This window comes from Simplicispira sedimenti (assembly GCF_022760965.1).
GTDB lineage: Bacteria > Pseudomonadota > Gammaproteobacteria > Burkholderiales > Burkholderiaceae_C > Simplicispira > Simplicispira sedimenti.
Genome location: NZ_JAKVIJ010000016.1, coordinates 34,590 through 60,705 on the forward strand (window position 1 = coordinate 34,590; position 26,116 = coordinate 60,705).

28 protein-coding genes and 1 pseudogene are annotated in these 26,116 nt (G+C 63.8%); 11 read left to right on the forward strand and 18 right to left on the reverse strand.

Going from position 1 to position 26,116, the window contains the following annotated elements; genetic code table 11:
• Positions 1 to 2: 2 nt before the first annotated feature.
• The gene (locus MJ602_RS15330; protein WP_243021679.1) at positions 3 to 929 is read left to right on the forward strand and encodes an alpha/beta hydrolase; all 927 of its coding nucleotides are present in this window, start codon (positions 3 to 5) and stop codon (positions 927 to 929) included.
• A 5-nt stretch (positions 930 to 934) separates the two neighbouring features.
• Entirely contained in the window at positions 935 to 1,792 is an 858-nt protein-coding gene (locus MJ602_RS15335; protein ID WP_243021657.1) for a YbgC/FadM family acyl-CoA thioesterase, read from the forward strand.
• Between the two features lie 42 nt (positions 1,793 to 1,834).
• Here the strand turns inward: MJ602_RS15335 and MJ602_RS15340 are convergent, their stop codons facing one another.
• The 6 genes from MJ602_RS15340 to lptF form a co-directional block, all read right to left on the reverse strand.
• Positions 1,835 to 2,806 carry an MBL fold metallo-hydrolase gene (locus MJ602_RS15340; RefSeq protein ID WP_243021658.1) on the reverse strand — a complete coding sequence of 324 codons (972 nt, stop codon included), beginning with the start codon at positions 2,804 to 2,806 and terminating at the stop codon, positions 1,835 to 1,837.
• A gap of 114 nt (positions 2,807 to 2,920) precedes the next feature.
• The gene (locus MJ602_RS15345) at positions 2,921 to 4,078 is read right to left on the reverse strand and encodes a pyridoxal phosphate-dependent aminotransferase (RefSeq protein WP_243021659.1); all 1,158 of its coding nucleotides are present in this window, start codon (positions 4,076 to 4,078) and stop codon (positions 2,921 to 2,923) included.
• A 14-nt stretch (positions 4,079 to 4,092) separates the two neighbouring features.
• The gene (locus tag MJ602_RS15350; protein ID WP_162016148.1) at positions 4,093 to 5,034 is read right to left on the reverse strand and encodes a CysB family HTH-type transcriptional regulator; all 942 of its coding nucleotides are present in this window, start codon (positions 5,032 to 5,034) and stop codon (positions 4,093 to 4,095) included.
• Between the two features lie 43 nt (positions 5,035 to 5,077).
• Positions 5,078 to 5,458 carry a sirohydrochlorin chelatase gene (locus tag MJ602_RS15355; protein WP_243021660.1) on the reverse strand — a complete coding sequence of 127 codons (381 nt, stop codon included), beginning with the start codon at positions 5,456 to 5,458 and terminating at the stop codon, positions 5,078 to 5,080.
• A gap of 15 nt (positions 5,459 to 5,473) precedes the next feature.
• On the reverse strand, positions 5,474 to 6,577 hold the full coding sequence (gene lptG / locus MJ602_RS15360) for an LPS export ABC transporter permease LptG (protein WP_243021661.1): 1,104 nt from the start codon (positions 6,575 to 6,577) through the stop codon (positions 5,474 to 5,476).
• Positions 6,574 to 7,668 carry an LPS export ABC transporter permease LptF gene (gene lptF / locus MJ602_RS15365; protein WP_243021662.1) on the reverse strand — a complete coding sequence of 365 codons (1,095 nt, stop codon included), beginning with the start codon at positions 7,666 to 7,668 and terminating at the stop codon, positions 6,574 to 6,576. Before lptF ends, lptG begins: the two co-directional genes overlap by 4 nt.
• A 23-nt stretch (positions 7,669 to 7,691) precedes the next feature.
• Between lptF and MJ602_RS15370 the strand changes: the two genes are divergently transcribed.
• From MJ602_RS15370 to MJ602_RS15385, 4 genes are all read left to right on the forward strand, one after another.
• A complete protein-coding gene (locus tag MJ602_RS15370) occupies positions 7,692 to 9,200 on the forward strand; it encodes a leucyl aminopeptidase (protein WP_243021663.1) in 1,509 nt (502 codons plus the stop codon).
• A gap of 8 nt (positions 9,201 to 9,208) precedes the next feature.
• Positions 9,209 to 9,643 carry a DNA polymerase III subunit chi gene (locus MJ602_RS15375; RefSeq protein WP_243021664.1) on the forward strand — a complete coding sequence of 145 codons (435 nt, stop codon included), beginning with the start codon at positions 9,209 to 9,211 and terminating at the stop codon, positions 9,641 to 9,643.
• Between the two features lie 334 nt (positions 9,644 to 9,977).
• Positions 9,978 to 10,250, forward strand: coding sequence for a hypothetical protein (locus MJ602_RS15380; protein ID WP_243021665.1), 273 nt, complete (start codon positions 9,978 to 9,980; stop codon positions 10,248 to 10,250).
• 133 nt (positions 10,251 to 10,383) lie between these two features.
• A complete protein-coding gene (locus MJ602_RS15385) occupies positions 10,384 to 11,514 on the forward strand; it encodes a branched-chain amino acid ABC transporter substrate-binding protein (protein ID WP_243021666.1) in 1,131 nt (376 codons plus the stop codon).
• Between the two features lie 102 nt (positions 11,515 to 11,616).
• On the opposite strand, the gene MJ602_RS15390 is transcribed toward MJ602_RS15385, so the two are convergent.
• Together MJ602_RS15390 and lexA are read right to left on the reverse strand one after the other, a co-directional pair.
• A complete protein-coding gene (locus MJ602_RS15390) occupies positions 11,617 to 12,624 on the reverse strand; it encodes a D-2-hydroxyacid dehydrogenase family protein (protein ID WP_162016156.1) in 1,008 nt (335 codons plus the stop codon).
• 558 nt (positions 12,625 to 13,182) lie between these two features.
• On the reverse strand, positions 13,183 to 13,857 hold the full coding sequence (gene lexA, locus MJ602_RS15395; RefSeq protein WP_243021667.1) for a transcriptional repressor LexA: 675 nt from the start codon (positions 13,855 to 13,857) through the stop codon (positions 13,183 to 13,185).
• 70 nt (positions 13,858 to 13,927) lie between these two features.
• On the opposite strand from lexA, the gene MJ602_RS15400 reads away from it, so the two are divergent.
• Positions 13,928 to 14,905 carry an asparaginase gene (locus MJ602_RS15400; protein WP_243021668.1) on the forward strand — a complete coding sequence of 326 codons (978 nt, stop codon included), beginning with the start codon at positions 13,928 to 13,930 and terminating at the stop codon, positions 14,903 to 14,905.
• Positions 14,906 to 14,971: 66 nt separating this feature from the next.
• Here the strand turns inward: MJ602_RS15400 and adk are convergent, their stop codons facing one another.
• The 6 genes from adk to MJ602_RS15430 all read right to left on the reverse strand — a co-directional run bounded on the left by adk (position 14,972) and on the right by MJ602_RS15430 (position 18,901).
• Positions 14,972 to 15,628 (reverse strand): adenylate kinase, encoded by a 657-nt coding sequence (gene adk, locus MJ602_RS15405; RefSeq protein ID WP_162016160.1) that lies wholly within the window; start codon positions 15,626 to 15,628, stop codon positions 14,972 to 14,974.
• Between the two features lie 141 nt (positions 15,629 to 15,769).
• Complete coding sequence (gene kdsB, locus MJ602_RS15410; protein ID WP_243021669.1) at positions 15,770 to 16,555, reverse strand: 3-deoxy-manno-octulosonate cytidylyltransferase; 786 nt, start codon at positions 16,553 to 16,555, stop codon at positions 15,770 to 15,772.
• Positions 16,552 to 16,734: a Trm112 family protein gene (locus MJ602_RS15415; protein ID WP_162016162.1), complete on the reverse strand. Its 183-nt coding sequence runs from the start codon at positions 16,732 to 16,734 to the stop codon at positions 16,552 to 16,554. The genes kdsB and MJ602_RS15415 overlap by 4 nt, the downstream gene beginning before the upstream one ends.
• A 27-nt stretch (positions 16,735 to 16,761) precedes the next feature.
• Complete coding sequence (gene lpxK / locus MJ602_RS15420) at positions 16,762 to 17,778, reverse strand: tetraacyldisaccharide 4'-kinase (RefSeq protein WP_243021670.1); 1,017 nt, start codon at positions 17,776 to 17,778, stop codon at positions 16,762 to 16,764.
• 36 nt (positions 17,779 to 17,814) lie between these two features.
• A complete protein-coding gene (locus MJ602_RS15425; RefSeq protein WP_162016164.1) occupies positions 17,815 to 18,246 on the reverse strand; it encodes an ExbD/TolR family protein in 432 nt (143 codons plus the stop codon).
• A 22-nt stretch (positions 18,247 to 18,268) separates the two neighbouring features.
• Positions 18,269 to 18,901 carry a MotA/TolQ/ExbB proton channel family protein gene (locus MJ602_RS15430; protein WP_243021671.1) on the reverse strand — a complete coding sequence of 211 codons (633 nt, stop codon included), beginning with the start codon at positions 18,899 to 18,901 and terminating at the stop codon, positions 18,269 to 18,271.
• A 346-nt stretch (positions 18,902 to 19,247) separates the two neighbouring features.
• Between MJ602_RS15430 and xseA the strand changes: the two genes are divergently transcribed.
• Both xseA and MJ602_RS15440 read left to right on the forward strand, forming a co-directional pair.
• Positions 19,248 to 20,555 carry an exodeoxyribonuclease VII large subunit gene (gene xseA, locus MJ602_RS15435; protein WP_423246718.1) on the forward strand — a complete coding sequence of 436 codons (1,308 nt, stop codon included), beginning with the start codon at positions 19,248 to 19,250 and terminating at the stop codon, positions 20,553 to 20,555.
• Between the two features lie 132 nt (positions 20,556 to 20,687).
• Positions 20,688 to 21,269, forward strand: coding sequence for a superoxide dismutase (locus MJ602_RS15440; protein WP_162016167.1), 582 nt, complete (start codon positions 20,688 to 20,690; stop codon positions 21,267 to 21,269).
• Between the two features lie 117 nt (positions 21,270 to 21,386).
• On the opposite strand, the gene MJ602_RS15445 is transcribed toward MJ602_RS15440, so the two are convergent.
• Positions 21,387 to 21,857 carry a DUF192 domain-containing protein gene (locus MJ602_RS15445; protein WP_243021673.1) on the reverse strand — a complete coding sequence of 157 codons (471 nt, stop codon included), beginning with the start codon at positions 21,855 to 21,857 and terminating at the stop codon, positions 21,387 to 21,389.
• Between the two features lie 283 nt (positions 21,858 to 22,140).
• Here MJ602_RS15445 and icd point away from each other — a divergent pair, with 283 nt between their 5' ends.
• Both icd and MJ602_RS15455 read left to right on the forward strand, forming a co-directional pair.
• The gene (gene icd / locus MJ602_RS15450; RefSeq protein ID WP_162016169.1) at positions 22,141 to 23,400 is read left to right on the forward strand and encodes an NADP-dependent isocitrate dehydrogenase; all 1,260 of its coding nucleotides are present in this window, start codon (positions 22,141 to 22,143) and stop codon (positions 23,398 to 23,400) included.
• A gap of 164 nt (positions 23,401 to 23,564) precedes the next feature.
• Complete coding sequence (locus tag MJ602_RS15455) at positions 23,565 to 24,188, forward strand: hypothetical protein (protein ID WP_243021674.1); 624 nt, start codon at positions 23,565 to 23,567, stop codon at positions 24,186 to 24,188.
• Here MJ602_RS15455 and MJ602_RS15460 read toward each other — a convergent pair.
• The 3 genes and pseudogenes from MJ602_RS15460 to MJ602_RS15465 form a co-directional block, all read right to left on the reverse strand.
• Positions 24,109 to 24,951 (reverse strand): IS1595 family transposase, encoded by an 843-nt coding sequence (locus MJ602_RS15460; RefSeq protein WP_243021675.1) that lies wholly within the window; start codon positions 24,949 to 24,951, stop codon positions 24,109 to 24,111. The two genes, MJ602_RS15455 and MJ602_RS15460, sit on opposite strands and share 80 nt — an antisense overlap.
• A gap of 51 nt (positions 24,952 to 25,002) precedes the next feature.
• Positions 25,003 to 25,215 (reverse strand): annotated as a pseudogene (locus MJ602_RS16850) (transposase); the annotation flags it as partial.
• Between the two features lie 447 nt (positions 25,216 to 25,662).
• Positions 25,663 to 25,938 (reverse strand): hypothetical protein, encoded by a 276-nt coding sequence (locus MJ602_RS15465; RefSeq protein ID WP_243021676.1) that lies wholly within the window; start codon positions 25,936 to 25,938, stop codon positions 25,663 to 25,665.
• Positions 25,939 to 26,116 lie beyond the last annotated feature (178 nt).

Here is a 26,116-nt window from a genome sequence, read left to right on the forward strand (position 1 = left end):
AGATGCGCGGCGTGCTGGAGCGCATGCACCGCGCCCGGCGCCCGGCGCTGCACACCCTGACCCCTGCGCAGGCGCGTGCCGCCTACGAGGCGGGTGCGGGCGTGCTCGAAGTGCCGCGTGCCGAGCTGCCCAGGATTGAAGACCTGCGCATTCCAGCGCGCGACGGCCATGCCTTGCCAGCCCGCCTGTACGCCCCGAGCGCGGGGCAGGGCCTGCCCGCGCTGCTGTACCTGCACGGCGGTGGCTTCACGGTGGGCAGCATAGAGACGCACGATGTGTTGTGCCGCGAGCTGGCGCGCCTGTCGGGCGCCATGGTGGTGTCGCTGGACTACCGGCTTGCGCCTGAGTACCGCTTTCCCACCGCCGCGCACGACGCCTGGGACGCCCTGGCCTGGCTGGCCGCGCAGGCCGAGCGCCTGGGCGCAGACCGCACCCGCCTGGCTGTGGGTGGCGACAGTGCGGGTGGCACCCTGGCGGCAGTCTGCGCCATCGAGGCGCGCGATGCGGGCCTGCCGCTGGCGCTGCAACTGCTGATCTACCCCGGCACCACGGCGCACCAGGACACCCCCTCGCACGCCACCTTTGCGCACGGCCTGGTGCTGGAGGCGCAGGCCATTGATTGGTTCTTTGGCCACTATGTGCCCACGCGCAGCCAGCGTGAGGACTGGCGCTTTGCCCCGCTGCGCGCACCCGATGTGGAGGGCGTGGCCCCCGCCTGGGTGGGGCTGGCCGAATGTGACCCGCTGGTGGACGAGGGCATTGACTACGCCGACAAGCTGCGTGCCGCAGGGGTGGCGGTGGACTTGGAAATCTACCGCGGCGTCACGCATGAATTCATCAAGATGGGCCGCGCCATCCCCGAAGCGCGCCAGGCCCATGCCGACGCGGCGGCTGCGCTGCGCCGGGCCTTTGGTTTGGTTTTGGAGTGAACACCATGCAACGCACCGATTTCCGCTGCTTTCACCGCCTGCGCGTGCGCTGGGCCGAGGTGGACATGCAGAAAATCGTCTTCAACGCCCACTACCTGATGTACATCGACACCGCCATGATGGACTACTGGCGCGCGCTGGCCTTGCCCTACGAGGCCAGCATGGTGGCGCTGGGGGGCGACATCTACGTCAAGAAGGCCACGCTGGAGTACCACGCCTCGGCGCAGTTGGAAGACCTGCTGGACATTGGCCTGCGCTGTGCGCGCGTGGGCAATTCGTCCTTGCTGTTGCAGGCGGGCATTTTCCGGGGCGAGCAGTTGCTGGTGTCGGGCGAGCTGGTGTACGTGTTTGCCGACCCGGCCACGCAGACTTCGCGCCCGGTGCCGGAAGCCTTGCGCGCCATTTTTGCGGCCTACGAGGCGGGAGATGCCATGGCCCATGCCCACTGCGGCGCCTGGGATGCCCTGGGCCCGGATGCGGCGCGGGTGCGCCATGCCGTGTTCATCCAGGAGCAGGGCATTCCCGCAGACATCGAGGTCGATGAACTCGACGCCACCGCCGTGCATGTGGTGCTGCGCAACCGCCTGGGCATGCCCGTGGCCACGGGGCGCTTGCTACAGCATGCGCCGGGGGAAGGGCGCATTGGCCGCATGGCGGTGGAGCGCGCCCTGCGCGGCGGCGGCTGGGGCCGTCAGGTGCTGCGTGCCCTGGAAGACGCCGCCCGCGCACGCGGCGACCAGCGCGTGCTGCTGCATGCGCAGGTGCAGGCGCGGGCGTTCTACGAGCGTGCGGGCTACCGCATCCACGGCGAACCGTGGATGGAGGCGGGCATCCCTCACATCACCATGCAGCGGGCACTGTGACCCGGTGCGGCTTCGGGCCGTGAGAAGTCAGGCCTTGCAAATTCAGACCTTGAGCGGCTCGAATGCGTATCCTTGCCCTGCCGCCACCATGCGGCCCAGGGCCGGGAAGGGGAAGTGAAAGCCGCCCACCAGCGACTGGCTGGTGACCGTGCGCGCCAGCATTTCGCGGCGCACCTTGCGGGCCGCTTCGGCGTCCATGTCGAAAGTGACGGCCCAGTCGGGGTTGCGGGCAAACAACGCGGGCACGTTGGTCAGGTCGGCCACGTAATGGAAATGCTGGCCCGCCGACTGCAGGTGGAACAGCGTGTGCCCCGGCGTGTGCCCGTAGGCCGCGATGGACTGGATGCCCGGTGCCATCTCGGCCCCCGGCTCGAATGGCACCAGCATGCCCTGGGGCATGGAGGCAAAGGTGCGGCGTACATTCTCGAAAGCGCCTTTCATGCCCTGCGGGGCGGCGGCCATGCGGGCGTCGTCCATCCAGAAGGCGTGCTCGGTGGTGGGCACCATGACCTTGGCCTTGGCAAACACATAGTCGCCCGCCTTGTTGCGCAGGCCGTTGATGTGGTCGCCGTGGTAGTGGCTGATGAGGACGGTGTCGATCTCGGACGGCTGCACACCGGCGGCGTGCAGGTGTTCCAGCAGCTTGCCGGTGGTGGGGCCGCCAAACTCGCCCAGGCCGGTGTCCAGCAGGATCTTGCGTCCGCCCGCCACAATGAGGAAGGGCGTGAACGGCACATCGATGTAGTCCGTGGGCAGGTTCTGGCTGGCCAGCAGGGCGCGTACCTCGGCCAGGGGGGCGTTCTTCACGAACTCCTCGCCCAAAGGGCGCCGCGCAATACCATCGATGAGGGCTATCACCTCGGCATCGCCCACCTTGGTGCGCCGCCAGCCCGGTGAAGGCAGGGTGGGTGTTCCCAAGGACGGTGCGTTTTGTGCCCAGGCGGGCACCATGGAGCCGCCGGCATAGGCGGTCATGGCCAGACTGGCTCCCAGAAAATGGCGGCGTGTCAGCATGCAGACTCCTGAGGGTGTGGTGGGTCTGCGCATGCTAAGTGGGCATGCCTGGGCGGGTGGTGTCGGCATGGCACAACCCTGTGCCTTGCTGGGTTTTGCCCCCCTGGTGGGTGGTCAGAGCTTGCGCAGCCGCGCGATGGCTTCGCGCAGCGTCTCGTCCTTCTTGGCGAAACAGAAGCGCACCACGCGCTGGTCGAACCCGTCGCCATAGAAGGCCGAGAGCGGAATGGCCGCCACGCCGATCTCGCGCGTAAGCCACTGGCAGAAGTCGGCCTCGCTCAGGTCGCTCACGGCCGAGATGTCCACGCACTGGAAATAGCTGCCGGTGCTCGGCAGCAGGCGCAGGCGCGAGCCCTCCAGCCCCTGGCGGAACAGGTCGCGCTTGGCCTGGTAGAAGGCGGGCAATTGCTGCCAGGGCGCAGGGTCGCGCAGGTAGGCGGCAATGCCGTGCTGCATGGGCGTGTTCACCGTGAACACGTTGAACTGGTGCACCTTGCGGAACTCGGCCATCAGTGGCGCAGGCGCGGCCACAGTGCCCACCTTCCAGCCCGTGACGTGGAAGGTCTTGCCGAAGCTCGACACGATGAAGGCGCGCGCCGCCAGCCCCGGAAAGCGCGCGGCGCTCTGGTGTGCGGCGCCGTCGAACACCATGTGCTCGTACACCTCGTCGCTGATGAGCAGCACGTCGGTGGGCGCCAGCAGCTCCTGCAGGGTCTGCATGTCCTGCGCGCTCCAGACGGTGGCGCTGGGATTGTGCGGGCTGTTGATGATCAGGGCACGGGTGCGCGGCGTGAGGGCGGCGCTGATCTTGCCAAAGTCGGGGCGGAAGGTGCCCGGCGTGAGGGGCACGCGCACGGCTTTGCCACCGGCCAGCTCGATGTTGGGCACGTAGCTGTCGTAGCAGGGGTCGAGCACGATGACCTCGTCGCCGGGGTGCACGATGGCCAGGATGGCCGTCAGGATGGCCTGGGTGGCACCGGCTGTGATGGTGATTTCGGCATCAGGGCAATACTGGTGTGCGCTGGTAGCTACTAATTTTGTAGCAACCGCCTGGCGCAGGGCAGGCACGCCGGGCATGGGCGGGTACTGGTTGTGGCCGGCGCGCAAGGCCTGGTGCACCGCATCGATCAGGGCCGGGTCGCAGTCGAAGTCGGGGAAGCCCTGGCCCAGGTTGACGGCGCCGTGTTCGGCGGCCAGGGCCGACATGACGCTGAAGATGGTGGTGCCCACCTGGGGCAGGCGGCTGGCGAGGACGGGGGTGCGTTCGGTCATAACGTGTGCGCAGATCAAAGCTCGTAATCGTTCACTTGCCCGCTCATGGCGCGGGCCACCAGTTCGCGGCTCAGGCGGTCGCTCAGCAGCTCGGCAAACTTGTACACAAAATTGCGCAGGTAGGCGCCGCGCTTGAAGGCCACGCGCGCCACGCTCTGGCCAAACAAATGGCCCATGGGGCGCACGGCCAGGTCGCCCAGCGGGTCGTCACGCACGGCCATTTCGGCCACGATGCCTATGCCCAGCCCCAGGCGCACGTAGGTCTTGATCACGTCGGAGTCAATGGCTTCGAGCACGATGCGCGGCTGCAGGCGGCGTGCAGCAAAGGCGGCGTCGATCTTGCCGCGCCCGGTGAACGAGGGGTGGTAGGTGATCAGCGGCTCGTGCGCAATGTCGTCGATGCCGATGCGCTCCTTTTGCGCCAGCGGGTGCCCGTGGGGCAGCACCAGCACGTGCTGCCATTCGTAGCAGGGCAGGGTGACGAGTTCGGGGTAGTCGGCCAGCGATTCGGTGGCCATGCCGATTTCGGCCACCTCGTCGATCACCATGCGCGCCACCTCGTGCGGCGTGGCCTGGTGCAGGCTGATGTTGACCTTGGGGTAGGCCTCACGCAGCTTGGCCACGGGCACGGGCAGCACGTAGCGCGCCTGCGTGTGGGTGGTAGCGATGGAGAGCGTGCCGCTGTCCTGGGCGCTGAACTGCTCGCCAATGCGCTTGAGGTTGCCCACCTCGCGCATGATGAGCTCGATGCTGCGCAGCACATGCTGGCCGGGTTCGGTGATGCGCCGCAGCCGCTTGCCGTGGCGCGCAAAAATCTCGATGCCCAACTCACCTTCCAGCTCGATGATGGCCTTGGAGACCCCTGGCTGCGAGGTGTGCAGTGCCTTGGCGGCTTCGGTGAGGTTCAGGTTGCGGCGCGCGGCTTCCTGGACGAAGCGGAATTGGTGCAGGTTCATATCCAGATGCGGCTAAAAAGTCGCATCATTATGCTGCAATCGTCTATTGCGCGGGCGGGGTGCAGGCAATGTGGGCCATGAGCGCCGTCATGCGCGGGTCTTCGCCAATGGCCGCCTGTACATGCACTTGCACGTGGGGGTGGCGGGCCCGCAGTTCGGCCACGAGCACGGGCAGATCCTCGCGGGCGTGCTTGCCGGTGCCCAGGAACATCGGAACGATGGTCACCGCCGTGGCGCCCTGGCCTACCAGGTCTTCCACGGCCTGGGGCAGGTCGGGTGTGGTCAGCTCCAGGTAGGCGCAGCGCACGGCAACGCCAGGGTGGTGGGCACGGATGTGGGCCTCGACGGCCTCGATGGGCGCGCGCCAGAGGGGGTCGCGCGAGCCGTGTGCGAACAGAACGATGCCTTGGGTGGGTGTGGTCATGGAGTTGTACAGCGGTCAGCGCCGCAGCACCAGCCAGCCAAAGGCGGCCAGGGATGCCAGCGAATAAATGATGCCCGGTGCCGCAGCCGTGAGCCAGGGCGACCAGTTCTGCAGGTTGCCGGCAAAGCCGAACAGGTTGTTGAGCAGGAAGAAGCTGATGCCTGCCATCACGCCGCCGAACACGTACCCTGCGATCGAACCAGAGCGGAAATGCAGGTAGGCAAAGGGCAGGGCCAGCACCACCATCACCAGGCAGGACAGCGGGTAGAACACCTTGCGCCAGAACTCGATCTCGTAGCGCTGCGCCGACTGGCCGTTGTCCTTGAGGTGGCTGATGTACTGGAACAGGTCGATGGTGGCCATGCGATCGGGCTTGAGCACGGCAGCGGCCACCATGTCGGAGGTGATGGTTGTGGGCCACAGGAGTTGCGCAGATTCTTCCTGGGTGATGTGGGCGTTGGGGGAGTCCTGGCTCGCAAAAACGCTGCGACGGGCTTCCAGCAGCATCCATCCGTCATCCACAAAGCGGGCGCTGGGTGCGTGGATTTGCGCTGCCATTCGTCCTAGATCGTCAAACTCGAACACGCGCACGCCCTGCATGCTGCCGTCGGCGATGATCGCGCGCACGTTGACCGCATAGGAGCGGTCACCCTGGCGCTCCTTGAGCCAGGCGCCAGTGGCACCGGTACTCAGGCGGCCCTGGGCGCGGGCCTTGATGAGCTGCGCTGCCTTGTCGCTCAAGGGGGCGAGGTAGTCGCCGACCGCAAATGTGACCAGCACAAAACCGAGACCCAGGGTCAACAAAGCGCGCAGCGCGCGGCCTGGGCCCAGGCCGCTGGTGCGCATGATGGTGAATTCCGAACTTTGTGCCAGCCGCGCCATGACAAAGATCGTCCCGATCAGCACCGTGATGGGCAGCAGTTCGTACAAATGACTGGGAATACGCAGAGCCACCGACAGCACGGCGAGCGAAATGTCGTTGCCAGGTGTCGGGCTGCGGTTGACCCAGCGCAATTCATCCACCAGGTCGAAAAAGAAGAACAGCGCCAAAAACCCGAAGGTCACGAAGGACACGGCACCGATCACCTCGCGGTGTACCAGTTTGCGGATGGTTCTCATGCCTTGGCACCCCGCTGCCAGAGCTGTGCCGGGCTCCAGTGGTTGTGGCGTACGGCAAGCACCAGCGCCGCCAGCGCGAAGGTACCGCCGTGCAGCAGGGCCATGTAGGTCGGCAGGCCCAGTTTGCCGGCGGCCACCCAGCTTTGGCCCAGCGTCATGAAGTTGTAGTACACGATGAAGGTGAACAGTGCCAGCATCAGGTTGCCGCTGCGGCTGGCCCGGGGATTTACGCTGGCCAGGCCCAGCGCCAGCAGCACCAGGTTGAAGGCTGCCAGCGCCAGTCCCAGGCGCCAGCCCAGTTCCGCCATGTACAAGGGTTGAGGGTCTTCGATCAGGCGCAGTGTGGCGCGCGACTTGGCCTGTGTCTCATCCAGGGCGCTGGGGGGCGCCTGCCCGATGTGCGTGCTGTATTCCTCGAACTGGCTGATGCGCGTGCCGGACTTGTCTGCGGGCGTATCCAGGCGCTGGCCCTGGCTGAGCACCAGCACGCGCTCGTCGCCACGCACTTCCATGCGGGCGCTGCGCGCAGAGGTCACGGCATCGCCCTTGGCATCCGAAGTGAGGATGAATACATTGTTGGCGGACTGGGGGTCGGGGCTTTCCTTGTCGATGAAGAAGACCCGACGACCGTTGGCCGACTCCTGGAACTCCCCTGGGGCAATGCGGTCGATGTCGCTGCGCTGTTCGTACTGGAAACGCAGCTCCTGAATCTGCCGATTGGCCCATGGCCACACCCCCAGCGAGAGCACGCCCACCGCCAGCATGACCGGCCAGGAAAAGCGCAAGAGCGGGCGCAGCAGGCTGGACAAACCCCGTCCGCTGGCGAACCAGATGACCATCTCGCTCTCGCGGTACATGCGCGAGAGCGTGCCCACAATGGCGATGAAAAGACTCAGGCTCAGAATGGTGGGCAATTGGCCCAGCACCGTGAAGCCCATGACCAGCATCACATCGGAAGGATTGACGTTGCCGCGTGCTGCCTGGCCCAGGGTGCGGATCAGCATCATGGTCATGACCACGGTGACCAGCACCACCAGGGTGGCGCCAAAGCTGCGCGCCAACTCCTTGCGGATGGATGAATCGAATAACATTGGTTCGACGTAAAAGGGTGATTATGAACTTTGAACTCAAGACCATGGACGTTGCTCAGGCAGCCTCCGAGAAGTGCGATCTGCTGGTGCTGCTGGTGCCCGACGGGTTTGCGCCCGGAAAGGATGCGCTGGGAGCCCTGGTGGCACAGGCGATCAAAGCCAAGGACCTGGATACCAAGCCGGGCAAGAGCCTGCATTCGTACCAAGTCGCTGGTGTAGCCGCGCGGCGCGTGGTGCTGGCCGGCATCGGTGCGGGCGATGCGCGCGCAGTGCGCCAGGCGGTAGCTGCAGTGGCACCGGCCCTCAAGCAGGGGGCGCCCAAGCGCGCTGTGGTCTGCGTTGCAGGCGCGGCAAGTGCTGCAGCGGTCGAGGCGGTGGTGCGCGGCGTGGCGCAGGCCAGCTATGTGTACACGGCCACCAAGTCCAAGGCCGAGGCACGCAGCCTGGCCCGGGTGCTCGTGGGGGTGCACGATGCGCGTGCCATGTCGGCGCCCTTTGAGCGTGCGGTGGCCGTGTCGGTGGGGGTGGAACTGGCCCGTGAATGGGGCAACCGCCCGGCCAACCATGCCACGCCCAACCTTCTGGCGCAGGCCGCCAAGGGGTTGGCCAAGCACCCAGGCATCCAGTGCAAGGTGCTGGGGCCTGCCGAGGTGGCGCGTCTGGGTATGGGGGCATTCATGGCCGTGGCGCGCGGGGCCGAGGAACCCCTGCGCTTCATCGAACTGCGCTACCAGGGCGCAGCCAAGACCCAGGCGCCGGTGGTGCTGGTGGGCAAGGGCATCACCTTCGATACGGGGGGTATATCCATCAAGCCCGCGCCAGAGATGGACGAAATGAAGTTCGACATGTGCGGCGCCGCCAGTGTGCTGGGCGTGTTCCGTGCGCTGGCAGAGCTGCAACCAGCCATCAACGTGGTGGGTTTGATTCCCGCCTGCGAGAACATGCCCGATGGCCGTGCGGTCAAACCGGGCGATGTGGTCACCAGCATGAGCGGACAGACCATCGAGATTCTCAACACCGATGCCGAAGGGCGCCTGGTGTTGTGCGATGCGCTGACCTATGCACAGCGCTTCAAGCCCGCAGCCATGATCGATATTGCCACGCTCACGGGCGCCTGCGTGATTGCGCTGGGTGGTGTGCGCAGTGGTCTGTTTGCCAGCGATGACTCGCTGGCGTCGGCCTTGCAGGCTGCTGGGGAAGCCAGCGACGACCTCTGCTGGCGCATGCCGCTGGACGATGATTACGCCGAAGGGCTCAAGACGAACTTTGCCGACGTGGCCAACGTGGCGGGGCGGCCAGCGGGTTCGGTCACTGCGGCCAAGTTCCTGCAGCGCTTTGCCGGGGAGCAGCCCTGGGCGCACTTGGACATTGCAGGCACCGCCTGGAAGGGTGGAGCCGCCAAGGGAGCCACGGGGCGCCCGGTGGGTTTGCTCGTGCATTACCTGCTGGAGCGCGCCGCGACCGCTGTACCCAGTACCGGCACATCGTCCCCGGCGCGCCGCAGAAAGGGCTCGGCAGCGCCAGCTGCCTGAATCCGGCGATGCCTGATATTGCTTTCCATACCCAGGTGCCAGACCGGCTGGCGCATGCCTGTCGGGTGGCTCGCAAAGCCCTGCGGGCGCAACGCCATCTGGCCATTGTGGGATCTGCGGAGGTACTGGACCGTGTGGACACCATGCTCTGGAACATGGCGCCCCAGGACTTTGTTGCCCATTGCCGGGCAGACAGCCCAGACCATGTGCTGCAGGCATCACACATCGTCTTGGCGCTGCCGGGGCAGGCTGTTGCCAGCCGCGACATGTTGCTCAACCTGGGGGACGACGTGCCCGAGGCTTGGGGCGAATATGCCCAGGTGGTGGAGGTGGTCAGCGCCGACGATGAACACGACAAGCAACTGGCACGCCAGCGTTGGCGACGTTACCGCGAATGCGGGCACGAGCCCGTGAAACACGACCTGGGTCAGAAAACTGTCTGAGATGAATACGCCTCCCTCCCGTCCGCCTGCGCGCACGCCGCCCCGTTTTGTTCCTACCCTCACCGAAGTGGTGCCCGAGGGAGCTGCGCCCCAAGCCATGCGCCCGGCAGTGCCAGGTTCGGCGCGTGAACCTGTGGCGCACTCGTCTGCGCCGCCGGCGCCTCCTGTGGTGCAGCGCCCGCCGATCGAGCGCCCTCCTGTGGCACCGGCGGTCGCACCGCGTGCGCCTGCGGCGGCCCCAGTGCTTGCGGCGCATGCGCCAGCCGCAGCAGTGGCGCCAAGGCCCTCAACGGTTGTCGTGACGTCCGCGCAGTTGCCAACGAAGACGACCGCAGTGGTGCACGCATCCGAGTCCATGACCACCACGCTGGGCAAGCCTTCGCAGCCGACCCTGCCGGAGGGCTTTGAAGAGATGATGGTGCACCGCGTGATGCAGCGGGTCGATGTGCTTCTGGAGAAGCGCCTGCGTGAGGCCATCGCCCATGTGGTGCAGGAACAGACCCGTTCCATCCTGCCCAGACTGCGCGAAGAAGTGGAATCCGTGGTGCGTCAATCGGTCTATGAGGCGGTTGCAGATGAGCTCGCCAGCCACCCTGGCACCGCTTGATTTGCTTGCTATGCCCAATTTTTTCTAATGGCTATCGTGTTCCCTAGTATTTGGGCTTGAAAAAATGATGTACCTTCACTCCCGTTGAGAAAAAAACAAGCATCTCAGCGTCCATTCTTTACTGGAGAATCCTATGCAATTGAAGTTGAAACTGACCGTAGTTGCCGCTATCGCGGCTGTCGCTGGTATGGCCTCTGCACAAGAGCAGGTGGTCAAGATCGGTCACGTGGCCCCGATTTCCGGTGCCCAGGCCCACTACGGCAAGGACAACGAAAACGGCGCTCGCATGGCCATTGAAGACCTCAATGCACAGGGCGTGACGATCGGTGGCAAGAAGATCAAGTTCGAACTGCAGGGCGAAGACGATGCAGCCGATCCCAAGCAAGGCACCGCTGCCGCACAGAAGCTGTGCGACTCCAAGGTCGCTGGCGTGGTGGGTCACCTGAACTCGGGCACGACCATCCCCGCGTCCAAGGTGTACAACGATTGCGGCATTCCCATGGTCACGGGCGCCGCCACCAACCCCAACCTGACCAAGCCTGGCTACAAGACCACGCACCGCATCATCGCTACCGACAACTCTCTGGGTGCGGGTCTGGCTGCCTACGCGGCTGAAACCCTGAAGCTCAAGACCGTTGCTGTGGTGGACGACCGTACCGCCTATGGCCAGGGCGTGGCTGACGTGTTCAAGAAAGTGGCTCTGGCCAAGGGCATGAAGGTGGTGGACGAGCAGTTCACGCACGACAAGGCCACCGACTTCATGGCCATCCTGACGGCCATCAAGGCCAAGAAGCCTGACGCGATCTTCTTTGGCGGCATGGACCCCCAAGCCGGCCCCATGCTGCGCCAGATGGAGCAACTGGGCATGGCCGACGTCAAGTACTTCGGTGGCGACGGCGTCTGCACCTCTGAAATCGCCAAGCTGGCTGCGGGTGCCAAGACCCTGACCAACGTGATCTGCGCCGAAGGTGGTGCATCGCTGGCCAAGATGCCTGGCGGCGTGGAGTGGAAGAAGCGCTACGATGCCAAGTACCCCGGTCAGTTCCAGGTGTACAGCCCCTACACCTACGACGCGACCATGCTGCTCGTGGACGCCATGAAGCGCGCCAACTCGGTGGACCCCAAGGTCTATACGCCTGAAATCCGCAAGTCCAACTTCAAGGGCGTGACCGCTGCCATCGCCTTCGAAGACAACGGCGAAATGAAGAACCCCGCCATCACCCTGTACAAGTACGTGGATGGCAAGAAGACGCCTCTGAACTGATCTTCAGGCGCCTCCCGCACACCTCTTTGGGTGTGCTTCGCAGAACGGCCTCCCGTGTGGAGGCCGCTTTCTTTGGGGGGGTGGCGAGCTACTGCTCGGTGTTCAGCGGCGTACCTGGAGGGCTCCAGGGTTGACGATATTGGTCGGAGTTCCCTTGATGAAGTTCGCCACGTTGTCGAATGCCGCACCAAAGTACAACTCGTAGTTGTCCTGCTCCACATAGCCGATGTGGGGCGTGCAAATGCAGTTCTCCAGCCGCAGCAGGGCATGGCCTTGCAGGATGGGCTCGCTCTCGAACACATCCACGGCGGCCATTCCGGGGCGGCCTCGGTTGAGAGCGGCGATCAATGCGTCAGGCTCGATGAGTTCGGCGCGCGAGGTGTTGACCAGCAAGGCTGTGGGCTTCATGGACGAAAGCCTTTCCAGGGTGACAATGCCGCGCGTGGCATCACACAGGCGCAAATGCAGTGACACCACGTCGCATTGAGCCAGGAATTCCTCACATTGGGATGCCACCTGGTAACCATCGGTCAGTGCTTTGGCACGCGAAGCCTCGCTGCCCCAGACACGCACGTTCATGCCGAATGCTTTGCCATAGCCCGCAACGATTTGACCAATCTGACCATAGCCCCAAATGCCTAAAGTCTTGCCACGCAGTACGTTGCCAATGCCGAAGTTGGGAGGCATGCCTGCGGCCTTGAGGCCTGATTGTTGCCAGGCCCCATGCTTGAGGTTGGAGATGTACTGCGGCAGGCGCCGCATGGAGGCCATGATGAGCGCCCATGTCAGCTCGGCAGGGGCGACCGGCGAGCCCACACCCTCGGCCACGGCGATGCCACGTTCGGTGCATGCGGCTACATCGATGTGTGAGCCCACGCGTCCGGTTTGGGCGATCAACTTGAGCCGGGGGAGCTTTTCTACCAATTGGCGGGTAATTTGGGTCCGTTCGCGGATCAGCACAATGACATCGGCATCTTTGAGGCGCACCGAAAGCTGCCCCAGTCCCTTGACAGTGTTGGTATAGACCTTGGCCGAGAAGGCGTCGAGACGGGTCGCGCAGTGCAGTTTGCGCACCGCATCCTGATAGTCGTCGAGGATCACGATGTTCATCCCGCCATTGTGCCTTGGGCGCGCCCCTGGCCTATGCAACCATGGGTAAATGCGGCCCGCTGCAAGCAGTTCAGTTCCACCGGGCCGCGCAGTGCTAATGGCGCTGTTCGCAAGCGGCCATGCGCTCCAGCTCTGCACAGACATCGGCCATGCGCCCGGCAATGACCATCCGGCCATTGGCGCTGGTGTGGCAGCGCAGGGGCCGAGAAGGGGGCAGGGCTGCGCCATGACCCGGCATCTGCACCGGCCCCTGCCAGACGCGGGGTGCGCGGGAGGCTACGGGGTTGCGCGGAAGGGGTGGCATCGCACAAGGCCGGGCGTGCGGTGGTGGCAGGGCTGATGCGCGGTTGGGGCGATGAGCATGGCTTTTCCACCAGCGATACAGGCCGAGAAAAGGGCGGGGCAGGACGGACGTTGCCAAGAGAACAATTCCCATGTGAATACTCCAGAGGTCAGGGTTGAACACTGGCAGGATTGCAGGGACAGCACCACCTCAGGGCCGTGGGTCATCAGGGGCCACACGCGCGCCCGCCACCTGGGGCGGTGCAGGATGCAGGCTCACATGAGCATGGTGTTGCGGATCAGGCCGACGGCCAGGCCTTCGATGGCGAAGGGCTCGCCGGGGTGCACCACGATCACGGGGTAGTCGGGGTTTTCGGGCAGCAGTTCGACGCCTTGGGCGGTGCGCCGCAGGCGCTTGACGGTGACGTCATCGCCCAGGCGTGCCACGATGATCTGGCCGTTGCGCGCCTCATGGCAGGCTTTCACGGCGAGCAGGTCGCCATCCATGATGCCAACGTCGCGCATGGACATGCCGCGCACCTTGAGCAGGTAATCCGGCTTGTGCTGGAACAGGCTTTCTTCCACGCAATAGGACTGCTCCACATGTTCCTGGGCGAGAATCGGGGACCCCGCCGCCACACGCCCGACCAGGGGCAGCACCAGTTGGCTGAGGCCCGGGATGGGCAGGTTGTACTGGGTGCCACGTGCCGCGTTGAGGGAGCGAATGGCTTCACCGCGCAGACGGATGCCACGCGAGGTGCCGCTGACCAGCTCGATGACACCTTTGCGGGCCAGGGCCTGCAGGTGCTCTTCGGCTGCATTGGCAGACTTGAAGCCGAGTTCAGTGGCAATTTCGGCGCGCGTGGGCGGGGCACCGGTGCGTGCAATGGCGTTCTGGATCAGGTCCAGAATCTGTTGCTGACGGGCTGTGAGCTTGGGGCTGCTTTGCATGACGGGCTCCCGGTGGGCAAGGGGCTGTTATTTAATACAGTAACTGTATTCTTAACCAGTTTTTCGAGGGATGCAAGTGGAAACAAAAAAAATCGTGGTGCTGGGCACGGGGGGCACGATTGCCGGAAAGGCCGCTGCAGCGGGTGACAACATTGGATATGTGGCCGGGCAGGTAGGGGTGCAGGATCTGCTTGCGGGCGTGCCGGGCCTGGCGCAGGCTGCGCAGGGGCCGCTGGATTTCGAGCAGGTGGCGCAGATCGACAGCAAGAACATGGAGTTTGGCGTGTGGGCTGCGTTGGCGCAGCGCTGCCATGCGCACCTGCAGGACGACAGCGTGCGAGCCGTGGTGATCACGCATGGCACGGACACGTTGGAAGAGACAGCCTGGTTTCTGCACAGCGTGCTCGATGCGCGCAAGCCTGTGCTGCTGACCTGTGCCATGCGGCCCGCGACGGCGATCGCCCCCGATGGGCCGCAGAACCTGCTGGACGCGATGGCTGTGGCGCATGCGCCGGGGGCCAGGGGTGTGCTGGTGGTGTGTGCCGGTGCCGTGCATGGTGCGCGGCAGGTTCAGAAGGTGCATCCGTACCGCGTGGATGCGTTCAGCTCGGGCGAAGGCGGGCCGTTGGGCTGGGTGGAGGAAGGGCGCGTGCGCTTGGCGCAGGATTGGCCTCAAGCGCAGGCGGGATGGGCGCAGGGCGCTCTTGAAAAAGTAGCGTCCGGTGCGTCCTGGCCGCGTGTCGAGATCGTCATGAACTACGCTGGGGCGTGTGGGGCCACGGTCGATGCGCTGGTGCGCGACGGCGTTCAGGGCCTGGTGGTGGCAGCCACGGGCAACGGTACGCTGCACCATGCGCTGCAAGCCGCGCTGGAGCGCGCGCAGCAAGCCGGCGTGGCTGTGCGCGTGACCACGCGCTGCCCCTTGGGTCAGGTGCTGTCCTTGCCCAGGGCCCACGCTGCGCTGCCACTGTCGCCGGGCCTCATTCCGGTCAAGGCCAGGGTGTCCTTGTTGCTGGAACTGCTGGGCGTATCGGCTCCCGCGCTCTGAAAACGACAACGCCCCGCATGCGGGGCGTTGCAGAGGCTGCAGGCCGTGGCCCGCAAGCTTGATCTCTCAGTCTGCCAAGGCAGCGAGGGCGCGCGCGGTGATTTCCTCCACGCTGCCGGTGCCGCTGATCGCGCGGTATTTGGGTGCAGCGGCGGGGTCTTGCTTTGCCCAGCCGGAGTAGTAATCCACCAGGGGGCGCGTCTGGGCGCTGTACACCTCCAGGCGTGTCTTGACGGTTTCTTCCTTGTCGTCGTCGCGCTGGATCAGGGGTTCACCGGTCACGTCATCCTTGTCTGCCACCTTGGGCGGATTGAACTTGACGTGGTAGGTGCGGCCGCTGCCGGGGTGCGAGCGCCGACCACTCATGCGTTCGATGATGGCGTCGAAAGGCACGTCGATTTCCAGCACGTAGTCGAGCTTGACACCCGCTTCCTTCATCGCGTCCGCCTGGGGAATGGTGCGCGGGAAGCCGTCGAACAGAAAGCCATTGGCGCAGTCAGGTTCGGTGATGCGTTCCTTGACCAGGCCGATGATGATGTCGTCGCTCACCAGCGCGCCCGATTCCATGACGGCCTTGGCCTTGAGCCCCAGAGGGGTTCCGGCCTTGACGGCGGCGCGCAGCATGTCTCCGGTGGAGATCTGCGGAATGCCGTATTTCTTGCAGATGAAAGCGGCTTGCGTGCCCTTGCCGGCGCCGGGGGCGCCCAACAGAATCAGTCTCATGGGAATAGTCCTCGAAGTGTGGAAAATCTGTCGGCACTGCGGGCCACGGGACCGCTGCCCCCGGATGCGGTGCTCTTATTAGGGGGGCAAGGATAGCATGGGCCGCTTGTACCCTCACTTACAAACCAGGGCCTGCACCGATCAGGTGCACAGGGCGCGCACGCGGGCCAAGTCTTCGGGCGTGTCCACGCCGGGGCCGGGTGCGGTAGCCGATACATGCACTGCGATGCGGTGGCCGTGCCACAGTGCGCGCAGTTGTTCCAGCGCCTCGATCACCTCGGTGGGGGCCTGCGGCAGTTCGGGAAAACGGCGCAAAAAGCCTGCGCGGTAGCTGTAGATGCCGATATGGCGCAGTGGCGCAAAGCCTGCCAGCGCCGGGTGCTTGGCGTCGCTGCTGCGCCACCAGGGCTGGCCCGCGTGGTCCCGTGCAAACGGAATGGGCGCGCGGCTGAAGTACTGGGCCATGCCGCCGGCATCGCATACCACCTTAACGACGTTCGGATTGGCCAGTTCGTCCACCGCAGCCAGCGGATGTGCGGCCGTTCCCATGCTGGCGTGCGGGTGCGTGTGCAGCAGTTGGGCCACGGCGCCGATGAGCGCCGGGTCGATCAGCGGCTCGTCCCCCTGCACATTGACGACCACATCGTCGCCGTCCAGGCCCAGCAGGGTGCAGGCCTCGGCCAGGCGGTCGCTGCCGCTGGCGTGGTCGGTGCGGGTGAGGATGGCCTCCACCCCGTGCTGGCGGCAAGCGTCAAGGATGCGCGCATCGTCTGCCGCCACCACGGTGCGCTGGGCACCACTGGCTGCGGCGCGCTCGGCCACGCGCACCACCATGGGCAGGCCTGCAATGTCCGCCAGCGGCTTGTCGGGCAGGCGGCTGGACGCCATGCGTGCCGGAATCAGCACGGCAAAGCCGCGGGTGCTCATCGCTCCAGCTCTTCGTCGGTCAGCGGACGGGCCTCGTTTTCCAGCAGGACGGGAATGCCGTCGCGCACCGGGTAGGCCAGGCGGGCGCTGCGCGAGATGAGTTCCTGGCGCTCCCGGTCGTAGGTGAGGGGGCCTTTGGTGACGGGGCAGACCAGCAGTTCGAGCAGTTTGGTGTCCATGGCGGTGCAGTGGGGAAAGACGGGAAATCAGGAGCGCGATGATAGCGAGCCCAGCGCAGCCAGCTTGGCATCCAGGGCCTCGAAAAAGCCGGGAGCAATTTCCACCTGCAGTGGCACTGCCAGTGCGTCCGGATGAAGGCGCCAGAGCTTGGCGGCATCTTTTTCAGTGCAAATCAGTGTGTAGGGCTTATCTGATGGGCGCTGCCAGCTATCATAATCATAGTGATCCGGCAGTGCCAGAGTGCGTTGGGGTTCCAGGCCGGATTGCTGCAGCAGGGCAAAAAAGTCTCCGGGCCGGGCGATGCCCGCCAGTGCGAGCAGTGGCTGAGTCTGCAATTGGTGCAGTGGCACCTGGCTGCCATCGGCACGTACTGCGGTGGGTGCCAGGCTGCGCTGCATGGCGAAGCAGGGTGCGCGGCCGCCTTTCGGGGCGGTGCCTGCGTGCACCACCAGATCCACAGGCCGAGGCCAAGGCTCGCGCAGCGGGCCTGCGGGCAGCAGCCAGCCGTTGCCTACGCCATCGTTGTTGAACACGCAGACCTCGATGTTGCGCGCCAGCGCCAGGTGCTGCAGCCCATCGTCGCACACGATGATGTCGATGTCGGGATGGCTTTGGCGCAGTGCCTGTGCGGCCTCCAGGCGCTGGCTCGCCACGAAGACCGGCACTTTGCATTGGCGGGCAATCAGCAGGGGCTCGTCGCCCGCGGCGCTGGGGGGGCTGTCGGGCAGCACTGCGCGGCAGTCGGTGCTGCTGCGACCGTAGCCGCGCGATACAACCCCAGGCCGCCAGCCACGGGCCTGCAGGTGGCGCACCACAGCCATCACCACCGGCGTTTTGCCCGCGCCGCCCGCCACCACATTGCCCACCACAATGACCGGAACGCCCGGATGACCCGATGGAAGAATGCGCGCCGCATACAAGCCCCGGCGCAGGCGCACAAGCAGCCCCATGAGCAGTGACAGGGGCCAGAGCAGGCAGGCCAGCGCGCCGCGTTGCCGCCACGCGCGTTGCAGCGCGGGGCTGGCGTCGCTGACCTGGTGCATGTGAGGCTGCGGGCTGGCAGCAGTGATGGACGGCGCCTACTTGCCTGCGCCCGCGCGGGCGGAGGACTGGGTGGCAAAGGTGATTTGCGTGAGGCCCACGCGGCGCGCTGCCTCCATCACCGAGATGACCGATTGGTGCGGCGCCAGTGCGTCTGCACTGATGATGACCACCGTACCCTGGCCCGCCTTGGCGGCATCGCGCAGTGCCGCGGCGAGGTGATCCACGCTCTTGCCGTCGATGCCGCTCTTGTTGATGGCATAGCGGCCATCGGCAGCCACGGCCACCACCACTTCCTTGGGGTGGTCGCGTTGTTGCTCGGCGTCGGCCACGGGCAGGGTGAGCTGCAGCTCGGTGAACTTGCTGTAGGTGGTGGTCAGCATCAGAAAGATGAGGATCACCAGCAGCACGTCGATGAAGGGGATCAGGTTGATCTCCGGCTCTTCCTTGGCACGGGGGCGGAAGTTCATGGGGCAGCCTTTGCCGGTACGTTCACTTCTTGTGGCGCAGCAGGTGGCGCACGAACTGCTCGGACGACAGCTCCAGCGTCAGCAGGTAGGCATCCACGCGGCTGCGGAAGTAGCGCCAGAAAATCAGAGCCGGAATGGCCACCATCAGGCCAAATGCGGTGTTGTAGAGCGCCACCGATATGCCGTGCGCCAGCTGCGCCGGATTGCCGCTGCCCATGCCGCCTGTGGCACCGCCCTGGGAGCCGAAGATCTCGATCATGCCCACCACGGTGCCCAGCAGGCCCAGCAGCGGCGCCGCCGATGCGATGGTTGCCAGTGCACTGAGGTACTTTTCAAGCCGGTGCGCAACCACGCGGCCAGCGCCTTCCATGGCGGCGCGCAGGTCGGCCTCGGACGTGCGGGGGTTGCTGTTGAGCGTGCGCAGGCCTGTGGCCAGCACTTCGCCCAGCGCCGAATTCTGTGCCAGCTTGCCCACCACGTCGGGGCCGGGGAGGGATTGCGAGGACACGGAAATCGCTTCATCCAGCAACTTGGGCGGGATGATGCGGGTGGATTTGAGGGAGATGAAACGCTCGAAAATCAGCGCAAGGGCCAGAACCGAGCAGGCGATCAGGGGCCAGATGGGCCAGCCTGCGGCTTGTATGATGGACAGCAATTGTCTTGTCTCCGCACGGGGTGGGCAAAAAGCGATTATGGCCCAGCTTTGTGGCCATCCCTGTGCCACAGGGGGGGCTGCGATTGCATCCGTTTGTATGCGCGCCTCACCCACAGTTTCTGTGGATAACTTTGTGGAGAAGGCCGGTGTCGATGGCCGCACAACGGCGCCACACCGTGGCTGGAACAAAATGCTGGTTTTTTAAGCAGCAAAAAAATCAACAAAATCAATAAGATGCACGAATTTCAATGTGTTGGGGCACGTGGCAATGAGCAAATGCTTACAACCATGACACTTTTGCGCTCTGTGGAATACTGCGGCGCAACAAGCCCGGAAAAGCGCATGGATGCAGGCCATGGGTATTGAAAACCCACTCGCGGCGCCGCGTGTCTGGGAGGTTGGGGCGCTGTGCCGCGCCGTGGCGGACACCCTGCAGGCACGCTTCAACCCTGTGGCCGTGCGCGGCGAGATCACGGGCTTTTCACGCGCTGCCAGCGGGCATTGCTACTTTGCCATCAAGGATGGCCAGGGCCAGATCCGCTGTGCGATGTTCCGTCGGGCCGCCGAGGCGCTGGATTTCGTGCCGCGTGACGGGGAGCTCGTCGAGGTCCAGGGCCGCCTGGGCGTGTACGAGGCGCGCGGTGACCTGCAACTCGTCGTCGAGCAACTGCGCCGCGCAGGGCAGGGCGCCTTGTTCGAGCAGTTTCTGCGGCTCAAGGCCCGGCTGGACGCCGAGGGCCTGTTCGACCCGTCCCGCAAGCGTGCGCTGCCGACCCTGCCCAGGGGGATCGGGCTGGTGACGTCCACCGGTGCGGCGGCTCTGCACGATGTGGTGACCGCCTTGCGCCGCCGCGCCCCCCACCTGCCCGTGGTGCTGGTGCCGGCCCAGGTGCAAGGTGCGCAGGCACCGGCCAGCCTGTGTGCGGCGCTGTCGCGCCTGTACCGCCTGGCGTTGGCGGGCGATGTGGCTATCGATGCCATCCTGCTGGTGCGGGGCGGTGGCTCCATCGAAGACCTGTGGGCTTTCAACGACGAGCAACTGGCGCGCACCATCGTGCAAAGCCCGGTGCCCGTGGTCTGCGGGGTGGGGCACGAAACGGATTTCACCATCGCCGACTTCTGCGCCGACCTGCGCGCGCCCACGCCCACCGCTGCCGCCGAGTTGGTCGCCCAGCCGCGCGCGGTGTGGCTGGGGGCGCTCGATTTACTGGGCGAGCGGCTCCAGGACGGCGTGCAGCGCCAGATCGATCTGCGCGGCCAGCGCCTGGATCACCTGACCCTGCGCCTGGGGCGCCCTTCGGGTCTGGCGGCGCGCGAGCAGCAGCGGCTGTCCGTCCTGCATGGCCGTCTGCGCCACGCGGTGCTATTCAAAATGCAGCGTCTGACCCAATCCCAGCAAGCGGTGGAGGCCCGGTTGCCGCAAGCCATGCAGCGACACCTTGCGGCGCAAGAAGAGCGCCTGGCGCGCTGTGCGCTGCGCTTGGATTTGCTGGCCCCGCAGCGTGTGCTGGAGCGCGGCTACGCCATCCTTTGCGACGCGCAAGGCCACACGGTGACCAGCGTTCAACAAGCCCACACCGACGACACATTGCAGGCCCAGCTTGCCGATGGACGGCTGGAACTGCGGGTGCAGGCGCCGCACCCATCGTCGTGATCCCCACCGCCGACGCGGACAAAGCCCCAGGCCAGCAAAGATCAGGGCTTGTTCCTACAATGGCTTGTTGACCTGAACGCCACCGGCTGGTGCCGGTGCCGCATTCCCCACCACAGAAGAAAGGATCGCTCCATGGAACACACTTTGCCCGCGCTGCCCTACGCCATTGACGCCCTGGCCCCGCACTACAGCAAGGAAACGCTGGAATACCACCACGGCAAGCACCACAACGCCTACGTGGTGAACCTGAACAACCTGCAGAAGGGCACCGAGTTCGAATCGATGTCCCTCGAAGACATCGTCAAGAAGTCCAGCGGCGGCATCTATAACAACGCTGCGCAGATCTGGAATCACACCTTCTTCTGGAACTGCATGACCCCCAACGGTGGCGGTGAACCTACGGGCGCCCTGGCAGCCGCGATCAACGCCAAGTGGGGCAGCTACGCCGCTTTCAAGGAAGCCTTCGTCAAGAGCGCTGTGGGCAACTTCGGCTCCGGCTGGACCTGGCTGGTGAAGAAGGCCGACGGCAGCGTGGACATCGTCAATACCGGTGCCGCTGGCACGCCCCTGACCACCGCCGACAAGGCCCTGCTGACCGTGGACGTGTGGGAGCATGCCTACTACATCGACTACCGCAACCTGCGCCAGAAGTTCGTCGAAACCTTCCTTTCCAACCTGGTGAACTGGAAGTTTGCCGAGGCCAATTTCGCCTGAACGGACGCGGGTTCGCGCCCAACATAGAAATGGCCCCTGATGGGGCCATTTTTTTTGGTCAAATATTGACTTGACGCTTACGAATAAAGCGCCAATAGCTATCGAATATATAGCATTTCAGGGTTTGCGAAACGGCCCGCCCTGCAGCTTGAACCCCGCCTGGATGCCCCGCTGCTTGAACCACCCCTGGTTCATCTCCAGCACATAGCGCACTGGTTTTGCTGAGCAGTGCGAATCCAGTGTCTGCGGCTTCATGTCGGCCAGGTTCACCACGGTGCCGTCATCAGCCACAAAAGCCGCGGTCAGGGGAAGCAGGGTGTTCTTCATCCAGAAGCACTGCTGCGCTGGCTGCTCGAACACAAACAGCATGCCCTCGTGCGCCGGCATGTCCTGGCGGTGCATCAGGCCGATGGCGCGTTGCCGGTCGGTCTGCGCCACCTGGGCGTCGATGCGGTGCATGCCTGCGGTCAGCTCCACGCGGGGCAAGTCGCGCTGGGGGCCTTCCTGCGCAAGAACGCCCGTGGCAAGTGCCAGCAGAGCGGTGCCCAGTGCGCCGGACACAAGAGAGAACAAAGGTTTCAGTGCCATGGTTGAGTGCAGACAAAACGCGCCAGGGGGGACGGGTTCGCCCTGGCACCACCGGCACGCGCGCTCTGCGGCATGCCACCCAGGGGGCGATTGTGCGGCAAGCGAGCGCGGTCAGGCATCCGAGCAGGCCGAACCGTCGCTGATTGCAACATGCGAAAACGCCGTGCGCCTTGTGGTGCCGTAAGGCTTGAGTCGGGCTTTTCTCGTTAGAATCTTCGCGCAATACTCTGCTTTGCCCAACCCGCTGAATACCCTTCAGCATTCCACCGGAGACCTCCCGTCCATGACCAGCTACCAGCACATCAAGGTGCCCGCCGAAGGCCAGAAAATCACCGTCAACGCCGACATGTCCCTGAACGTGCCGGACCAGCCCATCGTTCCCTACATCGAAGGAGACGGCACGGGCTTCGACATCACGCCCGTGATGCTCAAGGTGGTCGATGCCGCCGTGGCCAAGGCCTATGGTGGCAAGCGCAAGATCCACTGGATGGAGGTCTATGCGGGCGAGAAGTCCACCAAGGTCTATGGCCCTGATGTGTGGCTGCCCGAAGAAACGCTGCAGGTGCTCAAGGACTACGTGGTTTCCATCAAGGGCCCGCTGACCACGCCCGTGGGTGGTGGCATCCGTTCGCTGAACGTGGCCTTGCGCCAGGAACTGGATCTGTACGTCTGCCTGCGCCCCGTGCAGTACTTCGACGGCGTGCCCTCGCCCGTCAAGGAACCCCACAAGACCGACATGGTGATCTTCCGCGAGAACTCCGAAGACATCTATGCCGGCATCGAATTCGAGGCCGAGTCCGACAAGGCCAAGAAGCTCATCAAGATCCTGCAGGAAGAATTCGGCGTCAAGAAGATCCGCTTCCCCGAAACCTCTGGTATCGGCGTCAAGCCTGTCTCGCGTGAGGGCACCGAGCGCCTGGTGCGCAAGGCCATCCAGTACGCCATCGACAACGACAAGCCCAGCGTGACCATCGTGCACAAGGGCAACATCATGAAGTACACCGAAGGCGGCTTCCGCGACTGGGCCTACGCCCTGGCGCAGAAGGAATTCGGCGCCGAGCTGATCGACGGCGGCCCATGGTGCAAGTTCAAGAACCCCAAGACGGGCAAAGACATCGTCATCAAGGACAGCATTGCCGACGCCTTCCTGCAGCAGATCCTGCTGCGTCCCGCAGAGTACTCCGTGATCGCCACGCTGAACCTCAACGGCGACTACATCTCCGACGCCCTGGCAGCCCAGGTGGGCGGCATCGGCATCGCCCCCGGCGCCAACCTGAGCGACTCCGTTGCCATGTTCGAAGCCACCCACGGCACGGCCCCCAAGTACGCTGGCAAGGACTATGTGAACCCCGGTTCCGAAATCCTCTCCGCCGAAATGATGCTGCGCCATATGGGCTGGAAGGAAGCCGCCGACCTCATCATCAGCTCCATGGAAAAATCCATCAAGTCCAAGAAAGTCACCTACGACTTCGCCCGCCTGATGGACGGTGCCACGCAGGTGAGCTGCTCGGGTTTCGGTCAGGTCATGATCGACAACATGTGAAGTAGTCCGCATGCATCCGCATGCGTCCAAACCAAAACCCCAGTGCCTTGAAATCACTGGGGTTTTTTGTCTTTGTGCCGCTATTCGGTAGCAGTTGCCCATAGTTTTTAAAAGGGAGAATAGGTAGCCTCTCCCACATGAGAGCGCTACCAACTCCTTCTTCTTTGAAATGGTTGATCACGCGGCATGCACGTTTGGAAGGTGAAATCGCCAAGTTGCAGGCTGCCGAAGATCTCCGTCAGGCAGATGCTAAGACTCGACTGGCTGCGCTAGAGCGTCAGCTTGAAGGCGCCATGGCCAGTGAAAGGAGACAGCAAAACCTCCATACGCGAACCCTGGATGCGCTCAAAGCTGATCTGGCAGCAACTGGCCTGCTGCTGAAACAGCATGAAGTAGGCGTAGACCCTGCCATCATCAAGCCCGTTCGCAGTCAAGATAACCTGTCCCTGACTGCTTACGGACATCTAACTCGACTCATTTACCGCTATCTAAAAGAAGCTTGTGGTTCGCCACGAACCGCGACCCAGACTGCAGCATTTGTTGCGTGCTATCTTGGCGAACATGGTGGAGAGAAAATCAGCTTTTCTGACTTGCGTTACCGGGTCCGTAAACGTATGCAGCACCTGGCTTGGGAAGGCAAGATCACCCGAGTTGAAAATCAGCAAGGAAGCATTGAAGGACGATGGTGTCTCAAGCGCTCCCAATGGGCTAGTTTTGAACAGGAAACTCACCCTCTCGATGATGCCCCTGCCAGTAGCCTCGCCACCAGCGCGACTGGCCTGAGCTGAATATTCTTCCCATCAGGTCCTGGATCTTTTCGTTCTCGGTTCGGCGCCGAACGTCCTCACGCCAAGCGAACTCCTGGGCATAGTCCATGAGGTATTTTGGACGAAACCCATGATACGTGCCGTACTCTGCACGCCTCAGCCTTGAGAAATAACTTTCTGCTTGATTTTCGTTGACGCCATCAATGGTGCTGAACTCTATGGAGTGCTCTACGCAATGGTGGTCGTACCAGGATGACAGCACGTTGTAGGCTGCATTCTCATCGGTCATGATAGTAGAGCCCGGCTCAATCAGAATTCGTGCCAGTCGTGTGGCAACCCGCTCGTTTTCTGAGTAGGCCACGGCCACCCTGGTGTGGCTAGCTCCGTTCCCTTTTTCGGGATGAATTTGGCGCAAGACCATGACAACCCGCTTCAGACTGCGGCGAGCCCAGTTTCGTGCTTCTGCCTTGCTCCTCGGCTTGCGTTTCGGCTGGGGCTCGCCCTTGAACTTGGCAGCGAGAGCTGCAGCGACATCTTCGGGACGAGTTTTGAACCTAAGGCGACCTTTGCGAGGTTTTCCGCAAAAGTGCCCTCCATCAATTTCAACCACCCCGGACAGTATTTCCGTGTCCATCTCTTGAATCAGGCATTCCCGCAATTTACCCGTGAGCACTGCAGCGGTCTTGTCTTGCATGTCTAACAGACGGCACATGAAAAGTGCCGGCACGCCCTTGGCAGACGCCACATATAGACAAAGGGCCATCAGCAGCTTTTTAAAGGGCATCTTTCGATCTGCGAATGGCGAGGACTTCAACGGAGAAAAGTGATGATCACAATGTCTGCACCGAAGCTGTCGCCGATCGATTCGACAAAACGGTTTCGAAATCACTCCGCAACTCGGGCAAATCACATGTTCCTGACTACCCCAGCGGAACTCTACAAACCGCCAAAAAGCTTCCTCCTCGCTCAAATTTGCAGCATCCCACAGAGTGAAGTCGCGCAACTGGGCCGACAACAAAAAATGCTGGCCCTGTCTATCCCTAGTCATAAGTTGATCCCGAAAACGATCTCGTGACCGCCGCGCACAACGCGGCGAACCGTTTCTCTGGCGCACAGCCAGAACCGGGGCAAAGCCATGCCATCAACCCTCGCAGAGGGCTGTTGACAAAGTTTTTTCAAAGCGGGATACTTTGCGCATCAAGTTGCCGTCCAAGCTCTTGTGCACAGAATCCAAGCCCAGCACCTGCTCCAACAGGTTCTGGGCTTTGTGCTTTATGCCCCTATGCTTTTGGTCAGTTCTGCATGGCGCCTCCAACGGGTGGTTTCAGAAATTGGCTGGGTATGTACAGGTCGCTTGCTGGATAGCGTGTGAGCGCGGATCAGCCAATCCGTAGACCACGGTTTTCGTTTGGTCGCAGGGGCTCTTCATCTGCAGACGCATGCAGGTCGAGGGATCTATGGCTCTTGCGTTTGCTTGCCATCGAAGGACTGGAACTCAATCGGTGGGCTTGGCGCGTTGGCACCACAGCCAGAGAGCGATATCTGTTGCGGCAGCGAAGCGCCCTTTTCGGCCTTCAAGCGAAAATGTGGTCACCGGCAAACGCCCTCGCTGGAAGGCCTTGCGGAAAGCATCCTGCGAGGGATATCCCAACGCCTGGGACAAAGCGTTCCCACCCACTGTTGCACCCAACGCCTGGATCAAGCGACGCTCAAACCCTTCATACAACTGATCGGATGAGGGGTGATCAAGATTGTTAGACAGCAGCGTCATAGGCGGGACAGTCGAGGACTTAAAGGAATTGGCTCATGGTATGACTGGTCTGCGTACAAGGCAAAGTGGATGGATTTCGAAAAACCGATACCCCGTCACTGCGACCGGACTATGCGGGCGTGTCCGAATTTTTGTGTAAACGGTTCGGACTTCAGTTGACGGAGATGCGGTCTCCGAA

Bases quoted from the DNA above. Each gene is read 5' to 3' on its own strand.
- MJ602_RS15345 (WP_243021659.1), bottom strand. From the start codon at position 4,078: ATGACCGAACGCACCCCCGTCCTCGCCAGCCGCCTGCCCCAGGTGGGC.
- adk (WP_162016160.1), bottom strand. From the start codon at position 15,628: ATGAGACTGATTCTGTTGGGCGCCCCCGGCGCCGGCAAGGGCACGCAA.
- MJ602_RS15375 (WP_243021664.1), top strand. From the start codon at position 9,209: ATGCCTGATATTGCTTTCCATACCCAGGTGCCAGACCGGCTGGCGCAT.
- MJ602_RS15425 (WP_162016164.1), bottom strand. From the start codon at position 18,246: ATGAACTTCCGCCCCCGTGCCAAGGAAGAGCCGGAGATCAACCTGATC.
- kdsB (WP_243021669.1), bottom strand. From the start codon at position 16,555: ATGAGCACCCGCGGCTTTGCCGTGCTGATTCCGGCACGCATGGCGTCC.
- MJ602_RS15340 (WP_243021658.1), bottom strand. From the start codon at position 2,806: ATGCTGACACGCCGCCATTTTCTGGGAGCCAGTCTGGCCATGACCGCC.
- icd (WP_162016169.1), top strand. From the start codon at position 22,141: ATGACCAGCTACCAGCACATCAAGGTGCCCGCCGAAGGCCAGAAAATC.
- MJ602_RS15350 (WP_162016148.1), bottom strand. From the start codon at position 5,034: ATGAACCTGCACCAATTCCGCTTCGTCCAGGAAGCCGCGCGCCGCAAC.
- MJ602_RS15400 (WP_243021668.1), top strand. From the start codon at position 13,928: ATGCAAGTGGAAACAAAAAAAATCGTGGTGCTGGGCACGGGGGGCACG.
- MJ602_RS15370 (WP_243021663.1), top strand. From the start codon at position 7,692: ATGAACTTTGAACTCAAGACCATGGACGTTGCTCAGGCAGCCTCCGAG.
- lptF (WP_243021662.1), bottom strand. From the start codon at position 7,668: ATGTTATTCGATTCATCCATCCGCAAGGAGTTGGCGCGCAGCTTTGGC.
- MJ602_RS15355 (WP_243021660.1), bottom strand. From the start codon at position 5,458: ATGACCACACCCACCCAAGGCATCGTTCTGTTCGCACACGGCTCGCGC.
- lexA (WP_243021667.1), bottom strand. From the start codon at position 13,857: ATGCAAAGCAGCCCCAAGCTCACAGCCCGTCAGCAACAGATTCTGGAC.
- MJ602_RS15390 (WP_162016156.1), bottom strand. From the start codon at position 12,624: ATGAACATCGTGATCCTCGACGACTATCAGGATGCGGTGCGCAAACTG.
- MJ602_RS15460 (WP_243021675.1), bottom strand. From the start codon at position 24,951: ATGCCCTTTAAAAAGCTGCTGATGGCCCTTTGTCTATATGTGGCGTCT.
- MJ602_RS15440 (WP_162016167.1), top strand. From the start codon at position 20,688: ATGGAACACACTTTGCCCGCGCTGCCCTACGCCATTGACGCCCTGGCC.
- MJ602_RS15330 (WP_243021679.1), top strand. From the start codon at position 3: ATGCGCGGCGTGCTGGAGCGCATGCACCGCGCCCGGCGCCCGGCGCTG.
- MJ602_RS15445 (WP_243021673.1), bottom strand. From the start codon at position 21,857: ATGGCACTGAAACCTTTGTTCTCTCTTGTGTCCGGCGCACTGGGCACC.
- lptG (WP_243021661.1), bottom strand. From the start codon at position 6,577: ATGAGAACCATCCGCAAACTGGTACACCGCGAGGTGATCGGTGCCGTG.
- lpxK (WP_243021670.1), bottom strand. From the start codon at position 17,778: ATGCACCAGGTCAGCGACGCCAGCCCCGCGCTGCAACGCGCGTGGCGG.
- MJ602_RS15335 (WP_243021657.1), top strand. From the start codon at position 935: ATGCAACGCACCGATTTCCGCTGCTTTCACCGCCTGCGCGTGCGCTGG.
- MJ602_RS15415 (WP_162016162.1), bottom strand. From the start codon at position 16,734: ATGGACACCAAACTGCTCGAACTGCTGGTCTGCCCCGTCACCAAAGGC.
- MJ602_RS15385 (WP_243021666.1), top strand. From the start codon at position 10,384: ATGCAATTGAAGTTGAAACTGACCGTAGTTGCCGCTATCGCGGCTGTC.
- xseA (WP_423246718.1), top strand. From the start codon at position 19,248: ATGCAGGCCATGGGTATTGAAAACCCACTCGCGGCGCCGCGTGTCTGG.
- MJ602_RS15465 (WP_243021676.1), bottom strand. From the start codon at position 25,938: ATGACGCTGCTGTCTAACAATCTTGATCACCCCTCATCCGATCAGTTG.